The sequence below is a fragment of the Acinetobacter sp. IRS14 genome (assembly GCF_034650275.1).
Taxonomy (GTDB): domain Bacteria; phylum Pseudomonadota; class Gammaproteobacteria; order Pseudomonadales; family Moraxellaceae; genus Acinetobacter; species Acinetobacter oleivorans.
The window spans coordinates 1-16,186 of sequence record NZ_JAOVFN010000025.1 but is presented as its reverse complement, the minus strand read 5'-3'; the positions used below and the strand labels follow the sequence as shown (position 1 = coordinate 16,186).

At 38.5% G+C, this 16,186-nt stretch carries 18 protein-coding genes; 4 read left to right on the top strand and 14 right to left on the bottom strand.

Annotated elements, in window-relative coordinates; genetic code table 11:
• Positions 1–19: 19 nt before the first annotated feature.
• Positions 20–1,717, bottom strand: coding sequence for an NAD-dependent malic enzyme (locus ODQ17_RS16735; protein WP_013199187.1), 1,698 nt, complete (start codon positions 1,715–1,717; stop codon positions 20–22).
• Positions 1,718–2,213: 496 nt separating this feature from the next.
• Between ODQ17_RS16735 and argS the strand changes: the two genes are divergently transcribed.
• Positions 2,214–4,004 (top strand): arginine--tRNA ligase, encoded by a 1,791-nt coding sequence (gene argS / locus ODQ17_RS16730; RefSeq protein ID WP_322905033.1) that lies wholly within the window; start codon positions 2,214–2,216, stop codon positions 4,002–4,004.
• Between the two features lie 154 nt (positions 4,005–4,158).
• Positions 4,159–4,773, top strand: a complete 615-nt coding sequence (locus tag ODQ17_RS16725; RefSeq protein WP_322905031.1) for an SPOR domain-containing protein — start codon at positions 4,159–4,161, stop codon at positions 4,771–4,773.
• 39 nt (positions 4,774–4,812) lie between these two features.
• On the opposite strand, the gene ODQ17_RS16720 is transcribed toward ODQ17_RS16725, so the two are convergent.
• From ODQ17_RS16720 to guaA, 7 genes are all read right to left on the bottom strand, one after another.
• Positions 4,813–5,481, bottom strand: coding sequence for a glutathione S-transferase family protein (locus ODQ17_RS16720; protein WP_322905029.1), 669 nt, complete (start codon positions 5,479–5,481; stop codon positions 4,813–4,815).
• Between the two features lie 112 nt (positions 5,482–5,593).
• On the bottom strand, positions 5,594–6,001 hold the full coding sequence (locus ODQ17_RS16715) for an OsmC family protein (RefSeq protein ID WP_005309135.1): 408 nt from the start codon (positions 5,999–6,001) through the stop codon (positions 5,594–5,596).
• Entirely contained in the window at positions 5,998–6,945 is a 948-nt protein-coding gene (locus tag ODQ17_RS16710; protein ID WP_322905026.1) for a pirin family protein, read from the bottom strand. The genes ODQ17_RS16715 and ODQ17_RS16710 overlap by 4 nt, the downstream gene beginning before the upstream one ends.
• A 161-nt stretch (positions 6,946–7,106) precedes the next feature.
• On the bottom strand, positions 7,107–7,412 hold the full coding sequence (locus ODQ17_RS16705; RefSeq protein ID WP_016144037.1) for a DUF3861 domain-containing protein: 306 nt from the start codon (positions 7,410–7,412) through the stop codon (positions 7,107–7,109).
• A 21-nt stretch (positions 7,413–7,433) separates the two neighbouring features.
• On the bottom strand, positions 7,434–7,823 hold the full coding sequence (locus tag ODQ17_RS16700) for a transcriptional repressor (protein ID WP_322905024.1): 390 nt from the start codon (positions 7,821–7,823) through the stop codon (positions 7,434–7,436).
• A gap of 13 nt (positions 7,824–7,836) precedes the next feature.
• Positions 7,837–8,364, bottom strand: a complete 528-nt coding sequence (locus ODQ17_RS16695; RefSeq protein WP_322905022.1) for a PadR family transcriptional regulator — start codon at positions 8,362–8,364, stop codon at positions 7,837–7,839.
• A gap of 188 nt (positions 8,365–8,552) precedes the next feature.
• Positions 8,553–10,121 carry a glutamine-hydrolyzing GMP synthase gene (gene guaA, locus ODQ17_RS16690; RefSeq protein WP_004795322.1) on the bottom strand — a complete coding sequence of 523 codons (1,569 nt, stop codon included), beginning with the start codon at positions 10,119–10,121 and terminating at the stop codon, positions 8,553–8,555.
• Between the two features lie 385 nt (positions 10,122–10,506).
• Here guaA and ODQ17_RS16685 point away from each other — a divergent pair, with 385 nt between their 5' ends.
• Complete coding sequence (locus ODQ17_RS16685; protein WP_171056882.1) at positions 10,507–11,724, top strand: DUF445 domain-containing protein; 1,218 nt, start codon at positions 10,507–10,509, stop codon at positions 11,722–11,724.
• A gap of 64 nt (positions 11,725–11,788) precedes the next feature.
• Here ODQ17_RS16685 and ODQ17_RS16680 read toward each other — a convergent pair whose 3' ends face one another.
• A complete protein-coding gene (locus tag ODQ17_RS16680; protein ID WP_004795325.1) occupies positions 11,789–12,226 on the bottom strand; it encodes a DoxX family protein in 438 nt (145 codons plus the stop codon).
• Between the two features lie 194 nt (positions 12,227–12,420).
• On the opposite strand from ODQ17_RS16680, the gene ODQ17_RS16675 reads away from it, so the two are divergent.
• A complete protein-coding gene (locus ODQ17_RS16675; RefSeq protein ID WP_322905020.1) occupies positions 12,421–13,068 on the top strand; it encodes a DedA family protein in 648 nt (215 codons plus the stop codon).
• On the opposite strand, the gene ODQ17_RS16670 is transcribed toward ODQ17_RS16675, so the two are convergent.
• From ODQ17_RS16670 to ODQ17_RS16650, 5 genes are all read right to left on the bottom strand, one after another.
• Positions 13,069–13,659, bottom strand: coding sequence for a LysE family translocator (locus tag ODQ17_RS16670; protein ID WP_004795327.1), 591 nt, complete (start codon positions 13,657–13,659; stop codon positions 13,069–13,071).
• A 214-nt stretch (positions 13,660–13,873) separates the two neighbouring features.
• The gene (locus ODQ17_RS16665) at positions 13,874–14,260 is read right to left on the bottom strand and encodes a hypothetical protein (protein ID WP_004795328.1); all 387 of its coding nucleotides are present in this window, start codon (positions 14,258–14,260) and stop codon (positions 13,874–13,876) included.
• Positions 14,261–14,270: 10 nt separating this feature from the next.
• Entirely contained in the window at positions 14,271–15,113 is an 843-nt protein-coding gene (locus ODQ17_RS16660) for a ParA family protein (RefSeq protein WP_322905018.1), read from the bottom strand.
• 76 nt (positions 15,114–15,189) lie between these two features.
• Positions 15,190–15,582, bottom strand: coding sequence for a SirB2 family protein (locus tag ODQ17_RS16655; protein ID WP_322905016.1), 393 nt, complete (start codon positions 15,580–15,582; stop codon positions 15,190–15,192).
• 11 nt (positions 15,583–15,593) lie between these two features.
• A complete protein-coding gene (locus ODQ17_RS16650) occupies positions 15,594–15,902 on the bottom strand; it encodes a BolA family protein (RefSeq protein WP_000051228.1) in 309 nt (102 codons plus the stop codon).
• Positions 15,903–16,186 lie beyond the last annotated feature (284 nt).

Here is a 16,186-nt window from a genome sequence, read left to right as displayed (position 1 = left end):
TCTTTTTATATTCTAATTCTTAGAAAGGAATACGCTTATATTTGCGGTATTCAGGTTTCCAGAATGATTGATCAATTTTCTGTTTCAACAAATCATCACTAATCGTTACAGCTACACCATCCGCCATTGCAGCTTTCGCAACTTCAAATGCAATAACTCTAGACACTTGTTGAATTTCACCCAACGGCGGCAATAAATCAGCTTGTGGATCTTTAAGCAATGGAGAGCAATTTGCTAAAGCACTACTTGACGCCATTAACATATTTTCAGTAACGCGTTTAGCACCCGATGCCACCACACCTAAGCCAATGCCTGGGAAAATGTATGAGTTATTACACTGAGAAATATTATAAAGTTTGCCATGATGATTCACTGGAGCAAACGGACTACCTGTTGCAATTAATGCTTTTCCTTCAGTCCACTCCACAATATCAGCAGGTACAGCTTCAACACGTGAAGTTGGGTTTGACAGTGGCATGACAATTGGACGTTCACAATTTGCCGCTAAGGTCTTAATGATTTCTTCGGTGAATAAACCAGGTTGACCAGAAACACCAATTAACACTGTAGGCTTCGCATTTTTAACAACATCAAGTAGTGAAATCACTTCTTCAATATTGCCCCACTGATCAACCACCTCAGCTTTTTGTGCTAACTTACGTTGGAAGTCGAGCAAGTTTGGTTGATTCTCAGTGATCAAACCAAAACGGTCTACCATATAAACGCGAGCACGCGCTTCTGCATCGGTTAGACCTTCAGCAACCATTTGAGCAACAATTTGCTCCGCGATACCACAACCCGCCGAACCTGCACCTAAGAAAGCAATTTTTTGATCTTTTAATTGCTTACCCGCTGCACGACTCGCAGCAATTAAACTACCAACCGATACCGCCGCTGTTCCTTGAATATCATCGTTAAAACAGCAAATTTTATCGCGATATTTTTCTAAAAGTGGCATCGCATTTTTTTGTGCGAAATCTTCAAACTGAATTAATGCTTTTGGCCAACGACGCTTCACAGCATCAATCACCATATCTACAAATGCGTAATATTCATCGCCGCTAATACGCGGCTGACGCCAACCCATATAGATCGGATCATTTAACAGTTGTGGATTGTTCGTTCCAACATCAATTGTGATTGGTAATGTATAAGCTGGACTAATCCCACCACAAGCTGTGTAAAGCGAAAGTTTTCCAATAGGAATCCCCATTCCGCCAATACCTTGGTCACCAAGACCTAAAATACGTTCACCATCAGTGATCACGATGACTTTTACATTATTTTTATTTACGTTTTGCAAAATATCATCAATCACATCACGATCTGGATATGAAATAAAAACACCACGATGACGACGATAGATATCAGAGAAACGCTGACATGCCTCACCTACTGTTGGGGTGTAAATAATCGGCATCATTTCTTCAAGATGATTTTCGATTAGATGATAGAACAAGGTTTCATTAGTATCTTGGATATTACGCAGATAGATATGTCGGTTAATATCATCAGTGAAAGCGCAATATTGTTGATAAGAGCGCTGGCTCTGCTCTTCAATAGTTTCAATAATATGGGGGAGTAAACCGTGTAAGTTAAAGTTACTTCTTTCTTCTTCAGTGAAAGCAGAACCTTTGTTTAGAAGTGGTAACTCTAAAAGTGTAAAACCTGCATATGGGATATAAAGGGGATGTTTACTTGGGTGTCCTGATATCATTGCCTATCTCATTTTCCAGCTTAGAGTAGAGAAAAACACGTTTTTGTATGGTCTCTAAAACTCTTTGTGCGTATAAGCTTAAGCCTAATTCGTTCAAAATAGATATTTTAAACTGTGATGTTAAAATTGAAGACTATTTAGTTAGAACATGTATAAAATTAAACAATAAATATCAGCAACTTAATTATTTTATGTTTTTAAAAAATCTTTTATTATTTTAATTTTAGCGGCCTAAACCATATATTTTAATACTACCATATATTTCTCCAAGAAATAATAGTAGGTTTTTAGTGTCATTTACTTATTAGAAAATCACAGAAGGCTTGTATTTATTTGTTTTTAGAATAATGAGACAGTTCACCCTGCAATATTCATTTAAAAAATAATACTCGGTAAGTGACACAAAAAGAATTACTCGAATATTAAATCCACTCCCCTAACTCCAAGGAAATTTGCTATATTTGACGTTTTTCTGCGACATCTATTTTCGATTGATATGAATACGGCAATACAAGCAGCTCTCGACCATGCAGTGCAAACTCTTCAACAAGAAGGGGTGCTTCCTTCCGACTGGAAAAACACAAGCAACTTAACACGCACCAAAGACCGAAGCCATGGCGACTTTGCTTCTAATATTGCCATGATCGGCTCGAAAGCTGCTGGTATGAAACCACGTGATTTAGCTGAGAAAGTTCTAACTGCATTACCAGAAGTTGCAGATATCAGCAAAGCCGAAATTGCAGGACCTGGTTTTATTAACTTCTTTTTAAATGCAGACCAGCGCTTTGCTATTCTTGACCAGATTCAAGCACAAAAAGAAATCTTTGGTCGCAGCCAAGCGAATGCGACGAAAAAGATCCAAGTTGAATTTGTTTCTGCAAACCCAACGTCTAGTCTACATGTAGGGCATGGCCGTGGTGCTGCATATGGTATGACTGTTGCCACGTTACTTGAAGCAACAGGTGCTAAAGTTGACCGTGAATACTATGTGAATGATGCTGGCCGTCAAATGGATATTTTGGCGACTTCTACTTATTTACGTTATTTAGAATTACTTGGTCAAAACCTTGTATTTCCAAAAAATGCTTATCAAGGTGATTACGTTAAAGAAATCGCACAGACTATTATTGATAAAGATGGCGATGCCTACCTTCGTGAAGTGGCTGATGTCTATAAAGATGTGCCAGAAGACGTACAATATGCAGAAGAACTAGATAGCGACGGCAATAAAGTCGTTTTATCTGGCGACAAAGAAAAACATATTGATGGACTTATTGCCAATTCACAACAGTTGTTAGGTGAAGGCTACCGTGTATTCCACCAAGCTGCTCTTCATGCCATTTTAGATGACATTAAAGATGACCTTGCTGACTTCGGTGTAACTTTCAATCAATGGTTTAGCGAAGCGTCTCTTAGTGCAAAAATTGATGAAGCGTTAGAAACACTTGATCAACGTGGCTTCCTTTATGAAAAAGATGGCAACATCTGGTTTAAATCAACTGAATTTGGTGATGAAAAAGACCGTGTTGTTAAACGTCGTAATGGCCAAACTACATACTTTGCATCAGACATTGCATATCACTTGAATAAATTACAACGTGGTTATACGGACCTAATCGACATTTGGGGTTCTGACCACCACGGTTATATTTCTCGCGTAAAAGCGGCAATTGATGCGATGGGTTACGACTCTAAAAAATTAACTGTACTTTTGGTTCAGTTCGTAAGTCTATGGCGTGGTGGCGAGATGGTTCAAATGTCATCTCGTTCAGGTCAGTTCGTGACTTTACGTGACTTGCGTAAAGAAGTTGGCAATGACGCGGCTCGTTTCTACTACGTAATGCGTAAGAGTGAACAACACATCGACTTTGACCTTGACCTTGCTGTGTCACAGAGTAAAGACAATGCTGTGTATTACATCCAATATGCACATGCACGTATTTGCCGTATGTTAGAAAAAGCAGCAAGCACAAACTTACAATTCGATGTAAACACTGCTCGCCCGCATGCGGCACGCTTGTCTCTTGATGCTGAGACTGAAATTCTTTCTAAATTAGCAGCTTATCCAGATGCGGTGTTGCGAGCTGCAAATGCGTATGAACCACATCAGTTGGGTAACTATTTGAAAGAGTTAGCTGCCTTGTTCCACGGTTGGTACAATGAACATAAAGTATTAAGCGATGATGCCGAGCTTACACAAGCACGTTTATTACTTTCAATCAATGTACAACAAGTGTTGCGCAATGGTTTAGAATTGCTTGGTGTATCTGCACCAGAATCTATGTAAAAATTATATTGCATGACAGTAAATAAAGGTCATGCAATATATAGTAAGCAGTGGTTTGTAGAGTTAAAATAGCTGATACGAACCACTGTTTCAGCATCGTAATACGAGACTCAAACTCGAATTAAAACAATCAAAATACAGAGGAATAATCCACGTGTTTGGCAAAACGCAACGCGGTGTATCTGAAAGACCTAACAAGCCTAAAAAGCCCCTAATTCCTAAATGGTTAGGGACACTTGTCGCTATTTTGGCGGTCTTATGTATCGCTGTAGTGCTTATGCTTTGGAAACCTTGGCAACCTGTTCCCGCAAAAAATCAGATTACCTCTGAACACTATCAAGAAGAAGATACCAATAAAGATTATCGTTTCTACGATCTATTACCTCAACAACAAGTAACACCTATTCCGGAGCAAGCAATTCCGGAGAGCAAAAATCAAGGTACAGCCATGATTGTTGAGGCACCAAGTGCAGCTCAACCAGCAGCTTCAGAAAGTGCAGGAATTGATGCTAATCCATCAGCCACTACTCCTCAGCAGCCTACCTATATTTTACAGGTTCGCAGCTATAACGATCCCGATCAGGCTGACGCTCGCCGTGCAGAAATCATTTTGAATGGCTTATCTGCAGATGTAGTCAAAAGTAGTGAAAATGGGCAAATATGGTACCGTGTTATTTCAGGCCCTTATGACTCCCAAGATGCTGCATTGGCCGCTCAACAAACCTTACAACACAGTGGCATTGATTCTATCGTGATCAAACGCAAGTAAACAGCAAATAAAAAGGAACAAATAATTGTTCCTTTTCTTTTAAATATCAGCACAATTCCTTTCATTAGTACCCATTCCCTTTTGTTTCGCTTTCTGAAATGCGGATCTTTGCTGAATACGATGTAAAAAAGCCTGAATATTAGGATATTTCCCTTGCAAACGTGATTGCAAAGCTTCCAGTGGGAAACTCATTTGAATATCAGCAAATGAAAAATCGCCTGCGAAATATTCATGCTCTGCCAAATAGTTTTCTAAAAAACTAATATGATCTTTCATACGTGGACGAACAAAATTTGCCTTCACCCCTTCTGTGATTCTTTTTGCTACGGGTTGAATTAACCATGGCACATGCTTATTTACACTATTCATGACCAAAGTCATGACTAATAAAGGCATAAGTGAACCTTCAGCATAGTGCATCCAGTAAATATACTGCTGTAAATTTTGGGGCTGTGTAGGTTTAAATTGCTGCTTTTGATCATAACGCTGCTGTAAATATTCCAAGATCACAGCAGATTCTGCGATGACTTGCTCATCATCAGTCAAAATCGGAGCTTTACCTAAAGGATGAATACATTTCAATGTTTCTGGAGCGGAATAGTTAGGTAAGCGTTGATAATAATGAATATCATAATCTAAGCCTAATTCTTCTAAAGCCCATAAAATTCGAAACGATCGCGAACATTCCAGGTGGTGTACACTAATCATATTAATGCCTGCTTTTATTTTTCTTTTTACATAAAAAACAGCATGTGAACATGCTGTTTTATTCCATTTGTGGAATGGATATAAAATCATCCACCTCCACAAAATAGCATTTTTACACTGTAACAAGCACAGTATGAATGTCTAAACTACGTAACAAAGTTTTAGTCACTGGCGTTTTACTACATACCGTTAAGATTTTTTGCTGAAGTTCTTCATCTGGTAAGTCTTTAAAAACAATACGACGTTCTATATGTTCTTCATGCTCTCTATTGGTATGAAAATCAATTTCAACCGAGAACTCACCAAAATCATAACCCTTATGCTTCGCGTACATTCTTAAAGTAATAAGTGTACACGCGGCTAAACTTCCGGTGAGCAAATCATAGGGTGCTGGGCCTTGGTCCTGCCCTTCAAGTTTTTCAGGCTCATCACAAAAATATTGATGACGTCCACTGGTAATTTCGCCCTTCCATTGTTCAGCAAGGGGCTTTGCTTTACTACTTGCGATTACTGCTGTCATTTTGATGCTCTCATTTGATCTGGAAGAACAGGGGCTTCTAAACGAGCACCAACATAATCTGGAATTTCACCAAAACGCGCATCATGGTTAATCCATTGCTCACGCGCTTCTTTTAAATCATCCATTGTACGTGCAACAAAATTCCACCAGAGTAAAATTGGCGTTTCAAACGGTTCACCACCAATCAAAAGAATACGATTGCCTTTTTTTACTTCAATCTCAATTTCACTCAGTCCAGTATCCAAAACAACCATGTTGTCAGCAGTTAACTCATGACCATTTACATGGGCAACACCTTCTAATGCCATAAAGCCATATTCATAATTAGGATTTAATGGAATACGGGTTTTAGTATCTTCGGTAGCAATTAAGTCGACACCCACTAACGGCGTATGAACCACTACTGGAGAAGTCGTTGCCAAATATTCACCTACAAGAACAGTAAATTCTAGACCGTCTTTTTCAACAACAGGTAGCTCTGGGTAATGTTCAAATTTCGGATCCATATTGCGCTTTTGATCTGGCAAAGCAATCCAAAGCTGCGCAGCGTGCATTTGAGTTTCTGTATCAGGTGCAACTTCTGTATGTGAAATGCCATGACCCGCCGTCATTAAGTTCACTTGCTTAGGTCGAATAAGTTGTTTTGAACCCAAGCTATCGGTATGCATCATGGTCCCTTCAATCATCCAAGTGAAAGTTTGCAAACCAATATGAGGATGAGGACCAACATCTAAACCATCACCCGCAAGAAAGGTTACTGGGCCTGCATGATCTAAGAAACACCATGCTCCAATCATTCGTTTTTGTCGGCTAGGTAAAGCCCGCTTAATGACTGTCCCCTGTCCAATTTCAGCAGAGCGAATTGGAAATTCCTGAATAAACTGATTGGCAAATTTCTCGCAATCCTTTGAATCAGAAATATCGTAATCATTATTATTGCTCATGATATTACTCTCTTTTACCTATGCTTTTGCAATGAGTTGTTCTAATGATCTTAACAATACACTCATTATTCAATATAGTCTTTTAGTAATACACAGGGTGTTATGAATGAGACAATCAATTTTTTTTAATTATAGAAAATAATAAAGCTGCATTGAGCAGCTTAAGATGATTGAGTTTTAACGAGCTGTTTTAAGTTTTTCATAAATTGCCCAAATTGAGGAAAAAACTCTTGAAATAGTGGATGGTCTCGATTTTCTAACATGACTTCACTAAATAACTTCAAGCCAACACCAAAAGATTTTGTAGTTTCATCGTCAAAAAAATCTGCTTTTTTTAAGCGCTCGACAATTTCAAAAATATCGTCATGATTTCCCGCATAGAACTCAAGACGTTCAGTATAGGTAGAGGCTTCTCCTTTCGCATTTTTTAGATGTTGTACAGTGACATGATATTGATGTTGTTTCATATATAAATTCTCTATTTAAAATTAATGACTTTGAATAATTTCAACCTGTTTAAGGTGGACTTGAAACTCTGTAAATACTGACTGTAAAGACGCTAAAAATTCGTCTTGTTTAGCGTCCGTTAAATCTGTACAACGAATTTGCAATAATTGATCATTCTCGACTGTTGGCAAATTAAATTTAGCTTCATCCCGTTGTGGCTGACGATTTAAAATTAAACCTGCTCCAACTAAGTCGTTCACTACCCGATAAACTGTGGCTAAACTTAATTTCTGTTTTTGGGTATATAACTTTTGGTAAATCTGTTTAACAGTTAAATCTTCTGCTTGCTGCTGAATTAAAGACAAAACAGTAAGTCTTGGATGAGTGACTTTTAGGCCCGCTTCTTTGATTTTATGCTGTAGGTCTAACATTTCGATTTCCAACCTATAACCGCCCAATTGCAACCGCAGCTTGATCAATTTTTTCGGCAATTTGATAAATCTGCTCTTGCTGCAAACCTGCCGAGTTCAACTTCAATCGCAAGGCAGTCTTTAAGTTTTCCATTGCACGATGAATTTCGATTAATTCATCATTACTGTGAATTTCACGTCTAAGGCGTAATTTTTCTAACAGCTCGTTCAACTTATCTTGTTGTTCAGTTAAGTAAGCCTCTCCGACTTCTGTGATTTGATATTGCTTACGCTCTACGTCTAGCAAATTAATTAAATTCATTTCTTCAAGACTGGTTAGCGTTGGATAAATGGTTCCTGCACTTGGCGTATAGCCATCACCCACCAAATCACTTATTTCTTTAATAATTTCATAGCCATGCTTTGGGCTTCGCTGAATGAGATGAAGCACTAAAAGTTTCATGCGTCCAGCTTCAAAAAGTCTTCCACGGCGCCCCGAACGGTGATGTTCTCGGTGATGCTCATTGTGTTCAGCATGATGATGTTCTGATTGTTGTTTCATCTTTTAAAACCTAAAAATGATCAATTTATATATATTAAGATATATCTTAATATATCTTTTATCAAGTATAAGCAATAAGAATAGATTTATCATTTTGATAGTTATTAAAATTAATTTTAGTCTTTAAAAGTTAAGTAATAAAAAAGGACGCTAACGCGTCCTTTTCTTTACCAACTAATAGGGAAAGATTATTCCCACTCAATCGTTGCTGGTGGTTTAGATGACACGTCATATACAACACGTGATACATCTTTAATTTCATTCATAATACGTGTTGAGATTTTATCAACTAGTTCGTATGGTAAATGTGCAAAACGAGCTGTCATAAAGTCAACTGTTTCTACTGCACGAAGTGCGATTACCCATGCATAACGACGACCATCACCTACTACACCAACTGACTTAACAGGTTGGAATACGGCAAATGCTTGAGCTGTTTTGTCATACCAACCGCTGTCGCGAAGCTCTTGCATAAAGATGTCATCAGCAAGACGAAGAATATCTGCATATTCTTTTTTCACTTCACCCAAAATACGAACACCTAAACCAGGGCCCGGGAATGGATGACGGTAAATCATGCTGTGTGGTAAGCCAAGTGTCGTACCTAATTTACGAACTTCATCTTTAAACAAGTCACGTAAAGGTTCAACCAACTCAAACTCTAAATCGTCTGGTAAGCCACCCACGTTGTGGTGCGATTTAATAACGTGTGCTTTACCTTGTTTGCTTGCAGCAGATTCGATTACGTCTGGGTAAATCGTACCTTGTGCTAAGAATTTCACGCCATCAAGTTTACGTGCTTCTTCAGCAAAAACTTCAATAAACTCACGACCAATGATTTTACGTTTTTTCTCTGGATCAACTTCACCAGCCAATGCAGTTAAGAAACGTTGTTCAGCATCTGCACGAATAACACGGATACCCATGTTTTCAGCAAACATTTGCATTACTTGGTCACCTTCGTTTAAACGAAGTAAACCGTTGTCAACAAATACGCATGTTAACTGGTCGCCAATTGCTTTATGTAAAAGCGCAGCAACGACAGATGAGTCAACACCACCAGAAAGACCTAAAAGAACTTTTTCATCACCGATCTGTTCACGTAGTTGTTCTACACGCAAATCAATGATGTGCTCAGGTGTCCAAAGACCACCACATCCACAAATTTTATGAACAAAATTTGCAAGTAATTCTTCACCTTTTGCCGTGTGCGTTACTTCTGGGTGGAATTGCACACCATAGAAACGGCGTGTTTCGTCACTTACAGCAGCAACAGGACAACTTGGTGTGCTTGCAGTAATGCTAAAACCTTCTGGAATCTGGCTCACTTTGTCGCCATGGCTCATCCAAACATGAAGTTGGTCTTCACGATCTTGTAAGTTGCCAATCAGTTGGTCACGTTTAACGATATCAACTTCGGCATAACCAAACTCATGTACAGTACCCGGCTCAACTTTACCGCCTAACTGTTCAGACATGGTTTGCAAGCCATAGCAAATACCCAATACTGGAACACCCAACTCAAACACTACTTGTGGTGCACGTGGGCTGCCTTCTTCATGCACACTCTCAGGTCCACCTGACAAAATAATGCCATTTGGCTTAAAAGCGCGAACGTCTTCTTCAGACATATCAAAAGCATACATTTCAGAGTAAACGCCGGCTTCACGTACACGACGTGCAATGAGCTGGCTATATTGAGAGCCGAAATCCAGAATCAGGATACGATCTTCAGTAATTTGAGTATTGGTAGTCATGACAAACCACTAAATGGCAAAAGAATTAAGCGCGCCATTTTAACATTTTTCACGCTTCGGCGCACCGCAAATCATCATATATCTTATTTTTTTCATTTCTGAATCATTTCTATCGTTGAATTCTTTGACATAAATCAATATTTACTTATATTTATCAAACATCTGGATTAGTCTTAAAAACTACATACGTATTGATAAATTCATCACATTCTATGCAACATCACCATGAATTTGATGTTAAGATGACCCGATAAAACAGGCATTACCATGGAAAGGTAAATACCATAAGCGATATTTGTCTGTGCTTAAACAATTATCCATTTTTATGGCTTGTTGCCCCCTATCAAAATCAATAGAAATCTAAGGAACAACAATGCTTCAAACTATGATTGCAGATTTCCAGCAACATTTTTGGTTGTATATCTCTATTCCTTTTATGAGTGGTTTAATTGGCTACATCACCAAGGTGATCGCCATTCAGATGATGTTTTCGCCACTTGAGTTTAAAGGCATTAAACCATTTCTAGGTTGGCAAGGCATCGTGCCACGCAAAGCCGAGAAAATGGCAACAATTGCTGTTGAACTCATGACAGCCAAGCTCATTAAACCTGAAGAAATTTTTGCACGCCTAGATCCTAAACGTATTGCCAAAGAAATAGAAAAACCACTGCTTGCTGCAGCTGAAGATATTACCCGTGATGTTGCACAAGAGTATCAGCCTGGGTTATGGGAAGGCATGCCAGAGTTTGCGCGTCAAAGACTCATTCGTCGTGTGCAGTCAAAAGCGCCCGAGATTGTTGAACACATCATGAGTGAAGTACAACGTGATGTGAACCGATATTTTGATATTAAACATCTTGTTATTAGCAACTTGCTTAAAGACAAACGCCTACTCAACAATATTTTTAAACGAGTGGGCAAACAAGAATTTAAATTTTTTAGTAATGTCGGATTTGTATTTGGCTTCGGTATTGGTGTGATTCAGATGCTGTGCTGGATTATCACGCAAGGTAAATACCCTTGGATGCTGCCAATGTTTGGTGGCTTTGTGGGTTTTTTCAGTGACTGGATTGCATTACAAATGATGTTTAGACCACTTTATCCTAAGAAAATATTGGGCTATACATGGCAAGGTTTGTTTATTAAACGTCAAAATGAAGTTGCCGCCGACTACGCAGCGTTAATTTCCAAACAGCTTTTAACTTCTCGCCACATGATGGAAGAATTATTTTCTGGTACACATTCTGCACGTGTTATTGATCTGGTTAACCGTCATGTCAAACAAGAAATTGATATGCAAGCAGGTGTAATTCGTCCACTTGTTGTTTACGCAATTGGCGGAGAAAAATATCAAGATATGAAATCGCAAGTTGCTGAACGTATTATGCAACGGCTTCCAGAGACGATGAAATACGTAGAATCTTATGCAGAAGATGCTATGAATATTCGCAGTACTTTAATTGAACGTATGCAAAAATTAACACCATCTGAATTTGAAGGTATGTTGCGCCCTGCGTTCAAGGAAGATGAGTGGGCACTCATTGCAGTAGGTGCAGTACTTGGTTTTGTTGTTGGGGAATTACAAATCCAGTTCATGCTCTAATTTTACGTCCCTAGAAATAAAAACCGGATGAGTTGATCATCCGGTTTTTATTTTGTCTTGAATATTATTTCTCGATTGCATGATCCAAACTAATACGTCCAGCGCCATGAAGCATCAGGAAGAATAAACCACCTGCCATTGCAAGGTTTTTCATGAAATGGATGCCATTGTTATATTGCGCTGCTGCATCAGCACCACCTTGGTGGAATAAAAATGCAGTAAGAATACTAAAGATTCCAAGTCCAAAAGCCGCAAAGCGTGCTTGGAAACCAAATAACAAGGCTAAACCACCACCAAACTCAACCAAGATCACTAAAGGAAGAATTCCTGCTGGAACCCCCATTGCTTCCATATACCCAGCAGTTGCTGCATAACCAGTAATTTTCCCCCAACCTGCAACAAGGAAGATATAGGCGATAAGAAGACGCGCAATAAGGCTAATGAAACTGTCTGCGCCTGATTGCGTTACGATATTTTTGACCACTACATTTGGATTAAACATATTGCCACCTTTATTTAAATGCTTATTTATTGATGAGCTCATTCTAGGTTTGGGACATTGATAATTAAATACTCAAAATCCATATATATCGTTGCATAAACGAGATGATCAATTTGTATTTTTTTGATGCTTTATACTGACTTTCTATAGGCTCACTGCTAGGATTTGAACACGGTTTACCACTTGCTCTTATCATGGAACTTATTGATTTTATTCTACACGTTGATCAACATCTCGCCGAATTTATTATAAATTACGGAACGTGGATTTATGGCATTCTATTTTTAATTATTTTTGTTGAAACCGGTCTAGTGGTTATGCCGTTCTTGCCGGGAGATAGTTTACTATTTGCAGCTGGTGCTTTAGCAGCATCTACAGGTGCGATGGATCCATGGGTACTGGGCACTCTACTCTTCATTGCTGCCGTTTTAGGTGACACAGTAAACTACCATATTGGACGTTTTATCGGTCCACGTGTGTTTGAAATGAATTCCCGATTCATTAATAAACAGCACTTAGTTAAAACTCAAGAATTCTTTGCTCGCCATGGCGGCAAGACGATTATTTTTGCTCGCTTCGTTCCATTTGCCCGCACCTTTGCGCCTTTTGTTGCTGGGGCTGGTAGCATGAACTATAAGTTTTTCCTAACTTATAACCTGATTGGAGCATTGTGTTGGGTCGTTTCTTTTGTAACTTTAGGCTATTTATTTGGAAATATGCCAATCGTTAAAGATAACTTTACCCATCTTATTTTCGGCATCATTATTATTAGTGTTTTACCAGGCATCATCGGATTTATACGTGAAAAACTCAAAAACCGAAAAGCCAATGTTCGAGACTAATTAGAAGAAACGGAATACCACCGGAAGCATACATAAAATGAGCAACATGGCCGATCCTTTATATAAATGATCGGCTTTTATTTTTTTGATTGGACCCGCTAACAACGCTCGTCCAAAAAGCATCCAGAAACTTGCTGCCGGAATCAGGATTAATGTAAAAACACCAAATACAATAAGAAAATTTTCAGGTGAATTCCATGCTTCAGCAGGAAAGATACCGGCTGCAAATAGCAAAGCTTTAGGATTCTTTAAGGTTGATAAGAATAATTGACGTGGTCGAATATTGCGATGACTTTGACTGAACTGTTGTAAATGGGTGTTCTTCCATAAGTGAAAAGCAAGCCAGAATACATAAAGTACACTCGTAATATGCAAAATGAGCAGTAGTGCTGGCCAAATTGGAGCAGCTAAATGAATAAATACAGCCCAAAAGCTAATACCGTAGGCATAGCCTAACCATTCCATTGGGATAAGCCAGAATGCTTTAGATAAACCTTGAGAATGAGCAGCGGTTGCAAGTAAAGCATTTGTCGGCCCAGGAATGAGCAAAACAGCCAACATTGCCAATACAAAAAACCAACTCTCAATCATAAAATTTCCACAACATCCAAGATGGGGCCACCTTAAACGAAATAGGCAAAATATAGCAAGTTTGTGAGGGCTTTTGATTATAGAAAATATAGAATTTATTAAGCTTTAAAATTTAAAATACATTGATTTATATTAATTTTATTATGAAACATTTTGCTAAACTTTATTCATCACAATATGCCTTAATTAGCATATTGTGATGCAAAATAGACTATTAATTCGTCTTTTTTCGAACAATAATTGGGCAATTTTTAAACTGAGCAGCCTGAACGATTGCTTCTTGCTGACCTAAAACACGTGAAAGTTCGGTATTTTTCGTTGAAGAAGATTGTCCCATATTTACAGAGATAGATGGACCGAATCCCCAACCGCCTCGTCCCCAACCACCGCCGAGTCCAAGTCCAACACCCATACCGGTACTTTTCGGAGTTTGTACGCCATTATCGATATATTGTTGGATACGGTTATATTCACTTTGTAGCTGCTGACAGCCCAAAGATTGATATTGAGTCGGAGACACGTAAGTCGGTTTTACCGTCGTAGCACAAGCGCCGAGTAATAAAGTGGCTGCCACCAAAGGCGCAATATATAAGCCTTTCATCATTTTTCTCTTATCGTTTTGGCTCAATTTCACCAAACAATGTCTCATAAGCTTGAGTCAATTTATGTTCTGGTGCCAAATGAGCCAAAGGTAAATTTTTCTGATGTGATTCTTTCATTAAAACCGAAGGCGGTAACATGCTATTTAATACAGGCAACCCTTCATTTTTCAACTGCTGAACCACTTCCCGAGGTAATTTTGCTTGAGCTTGAAATTGGTTGACGACAATTCCTTCAATTTCCAAGCGATCATTATGATCATCTTGCGTTTCGAGAACATTTTCAATCAATGTTTGTAACGCGCGCTTTGAAAAGACATCACAATCGAAAGGAATTAAGACTTTATCTGCTGCTATGAGTGCCGATAAAGTAAAAAAGTTAAATGCAGGTGGTGTATCTATATAGATACGATCGTATCGTCCAATTAAGTTTTGAATTGAATCACGTAATTTATAAATTTTATGTTTACTTTCAAGTGCATGTTCAAGAGCACCAAGTGTTGGGCTAGCAGGAAGCACATCTAATTTTGCAAAGGGAGTCGAGTGTACAAAGCTATCAATATCTTTATTTCGTGGGGCTTTTAAAATCGAACCTAATGCATTACCGATTAAACCCTTTTGTTGATTGTTTCCCAACACATCATCAAAGAAATTTTCGATATTTGGTTCTAAAATTGATTTTTCAGCAGAATAGGTTGCGTCATCCCCTAAAAGGTATTGACTAGAGTTGGCTTGAGGATCAAGATCAATGACCAACGTCCTTAAGCCATGTTTGGCACTAATTGCGGCCAAATTTACAGTAATACTTGATTTCCCTACACCGCCTTTTTGGTTAAACACCACACGAGTTAACATGTTTCCCTCTGCATATTTTTTTACTGTACGCAGTTTAACCTAGAGCTTAAGCAAAAAGGCAAAGAATGTAGAACAATTAAGCAAAAACAGGTTTCACAATCACTAAAATAATAATAGCAATAAATGCGATCGCACTAATGATTAAACCCGCCCTACGTTGCGCCAATAAAAGAGTGTCATCTTTTTTAAAGGCTTTCATCAGAGAAGATAACAAGACTAAAAATAGAATAATTTTAGCGTAAAACCACGGCTGTACCTGAAAGTCTTTCATGACCAATAAAATTGCGCCACTAATAAAAACTACGGTAAACGACAAATGTTGTAAGGCAACTAATATTTTACGTCCCGCGGGGTTTGGTTGCTCCCCTTGCACGCCTACAAACAGAGTTGAAGCGCGTAAGACAAAAACCATAAGTGCGGCAGCCACCGCAGTCATATGAATAATTTTAGTGAGTAAATGTGCATCCATGAAATTAGCCCTTAGCTTTTAGGTGCATGTGCACATTCTGGGCTAGCAGGCGCCTGACCTTGCCACTCACTTGGTAAATAGGCATGAATTGCTAAAGCGTGAATTTGACCTGGATTCATTAAGTCTGAAGCTAAGGCATAAACTTTTTGATGACGTTGAACTAAACGTAATCCGTTAAATTCTTCACTCACTACAATCACTTTAAAATGTGACTCTTTACCTGGGAAATAACCACCATGTCCAGCCGACTCATTAATAACTTCCAAATGGCTGGGTGCAAGGGTTTGTAACCGTTCAATCAATTGTTGTTCAAGGCTCATAGCTTTTCCTTTACGATTATTCGTATATTTGAACCTAGTATACCCTGTCTACACACAAACAAAAGTTGCTCTTGTATGCTTTGGCTTCAAACAAAATGTCTATTTATTCGGCAACTTAACGATAAAAATACATCTAATTGCTCATTTCTGTTTTTATTTTATGCAATCAGCATATTTATTTGCATAAAGTTGTTGACCCATGTTTCGCTTAATGTATTATAAGCGGCACGCGGGAATAGCTCAGTTGGTAGAGCATAACCTTGCCAAGGTTGGGGTCGCGAGTT

Coding starts and splice junctions, on each gene's coding strand:
- ODQ17_RS16710 (WP_322905026.1), bottom strand. CDS start 6,945: ATGAGCAATAATAATGATTACGATATTTCTGATTCAAAGGATTGCGAG.
- ODQ17_RS16655 (WP_322905016.1), bottom strand. CDS start 15,582: ATGGATGCACATTTACTCACTAAAATTATTCATATGACTGCGGTGGCT.
- ODQ17_RS16650 (WP_000051228.1), bottom strand. CDS start 15,902: ATGAGCCTTGAACAACAATTGATTGAACGGTTACAAACCCTTGCACCC.
- ODQ17_RS16705 (WP_016144037.1), bottom strand. CDS start 7,412: ATGAAACAACATCAATATCATGTCACTGTACAACATCTAAAAAATGCG.
- ODQ17_RS16735 (WP_013199187.1), bottom strand. CDS start 1,717: ATGATATCAGGACACCCAAGTAAACATCCCCTTTATATCCCATATGCA.
- ODQ17_RS16700 (WP_322905024.1), bottom strand. CDS start 7,823: ATGTTAGACCTACAGCATAAAATCAAAGAAGCGGGCCTAAAAGTCACT.
- ODQ17_RS16685 (WP_171056882.1), top strand. CDS start 10,507: ATGATTGCAGATTTCCAGCAACATTTTTGGTTGTATATCTCTATTCCT.
- ODQ17_RS16665 (WP_004795328.1), bottom strand. CDS start 14,260: ATGAAAGGCTTATATATTGCGCCTTTGGTGGCAGCCACTTTATTACTC.
- guaA (WP_004795322.1), bottom strand. CDS start 10,121: ATGACTACCAATACTCAAATTACTGAAGATCGTATCCTGATTCTGGAT.
- ODQ17_RS16660 (WP_322905018.1), bottom strand. CDS start 15,113: ATGTTAACTCGTGTGGTGTTTAACCAAAAAGGCGGTGTAGGGAAATCA.
- ODQ17_RS16695 (WP_322905022.1), bottom strand. CDS start 8,364: ATGAAACAACAATCAGAACATCATCATGCTGAACACAATGAGCATCAC.
- ODQ17_RS16715 (WP_005309135.1), bottom strand. CDS start 6,001: ATGACAGCAGTAATCGCAAGTAGTAAAGCAAAGCCCCTTGCTGAACAA.
- ODQ17_RS16720 (WP_322905029.1), bottom strand. CDS start 5,481: ATGATTAGTGTACACCACCTGGAATGTTCGCGATCGTTTCGAATTTTA.
- ODQ17_RS16675 (WP_322905020.1), top strand. CDS start 12,421: ATGGAACTTATTGATTTTATTCTACACGTTGATCAACATCTCGCCGAA.
- argS (WP_322905033.1), top strand. CDS start 2,214: ATGAATACGGCAATACAAGCAGCTCTCGACCATGCAGTGCAAACTCTT.
- ODQ17_RS16680 (WP_004795325.1), bottom strand. CDS start 12,226: ATGTTTAATCCAAATGTAGTGGTCAAAAATATCGTAACGCAATCAGGC.
- ODQ17_RS16670 (WP_004795327.1), bottom strand. CDS start 13,659: ATGATTGAGAGTTGGTTTTTTGTATTGGCAATGTTGGCTGTTTTGCTC.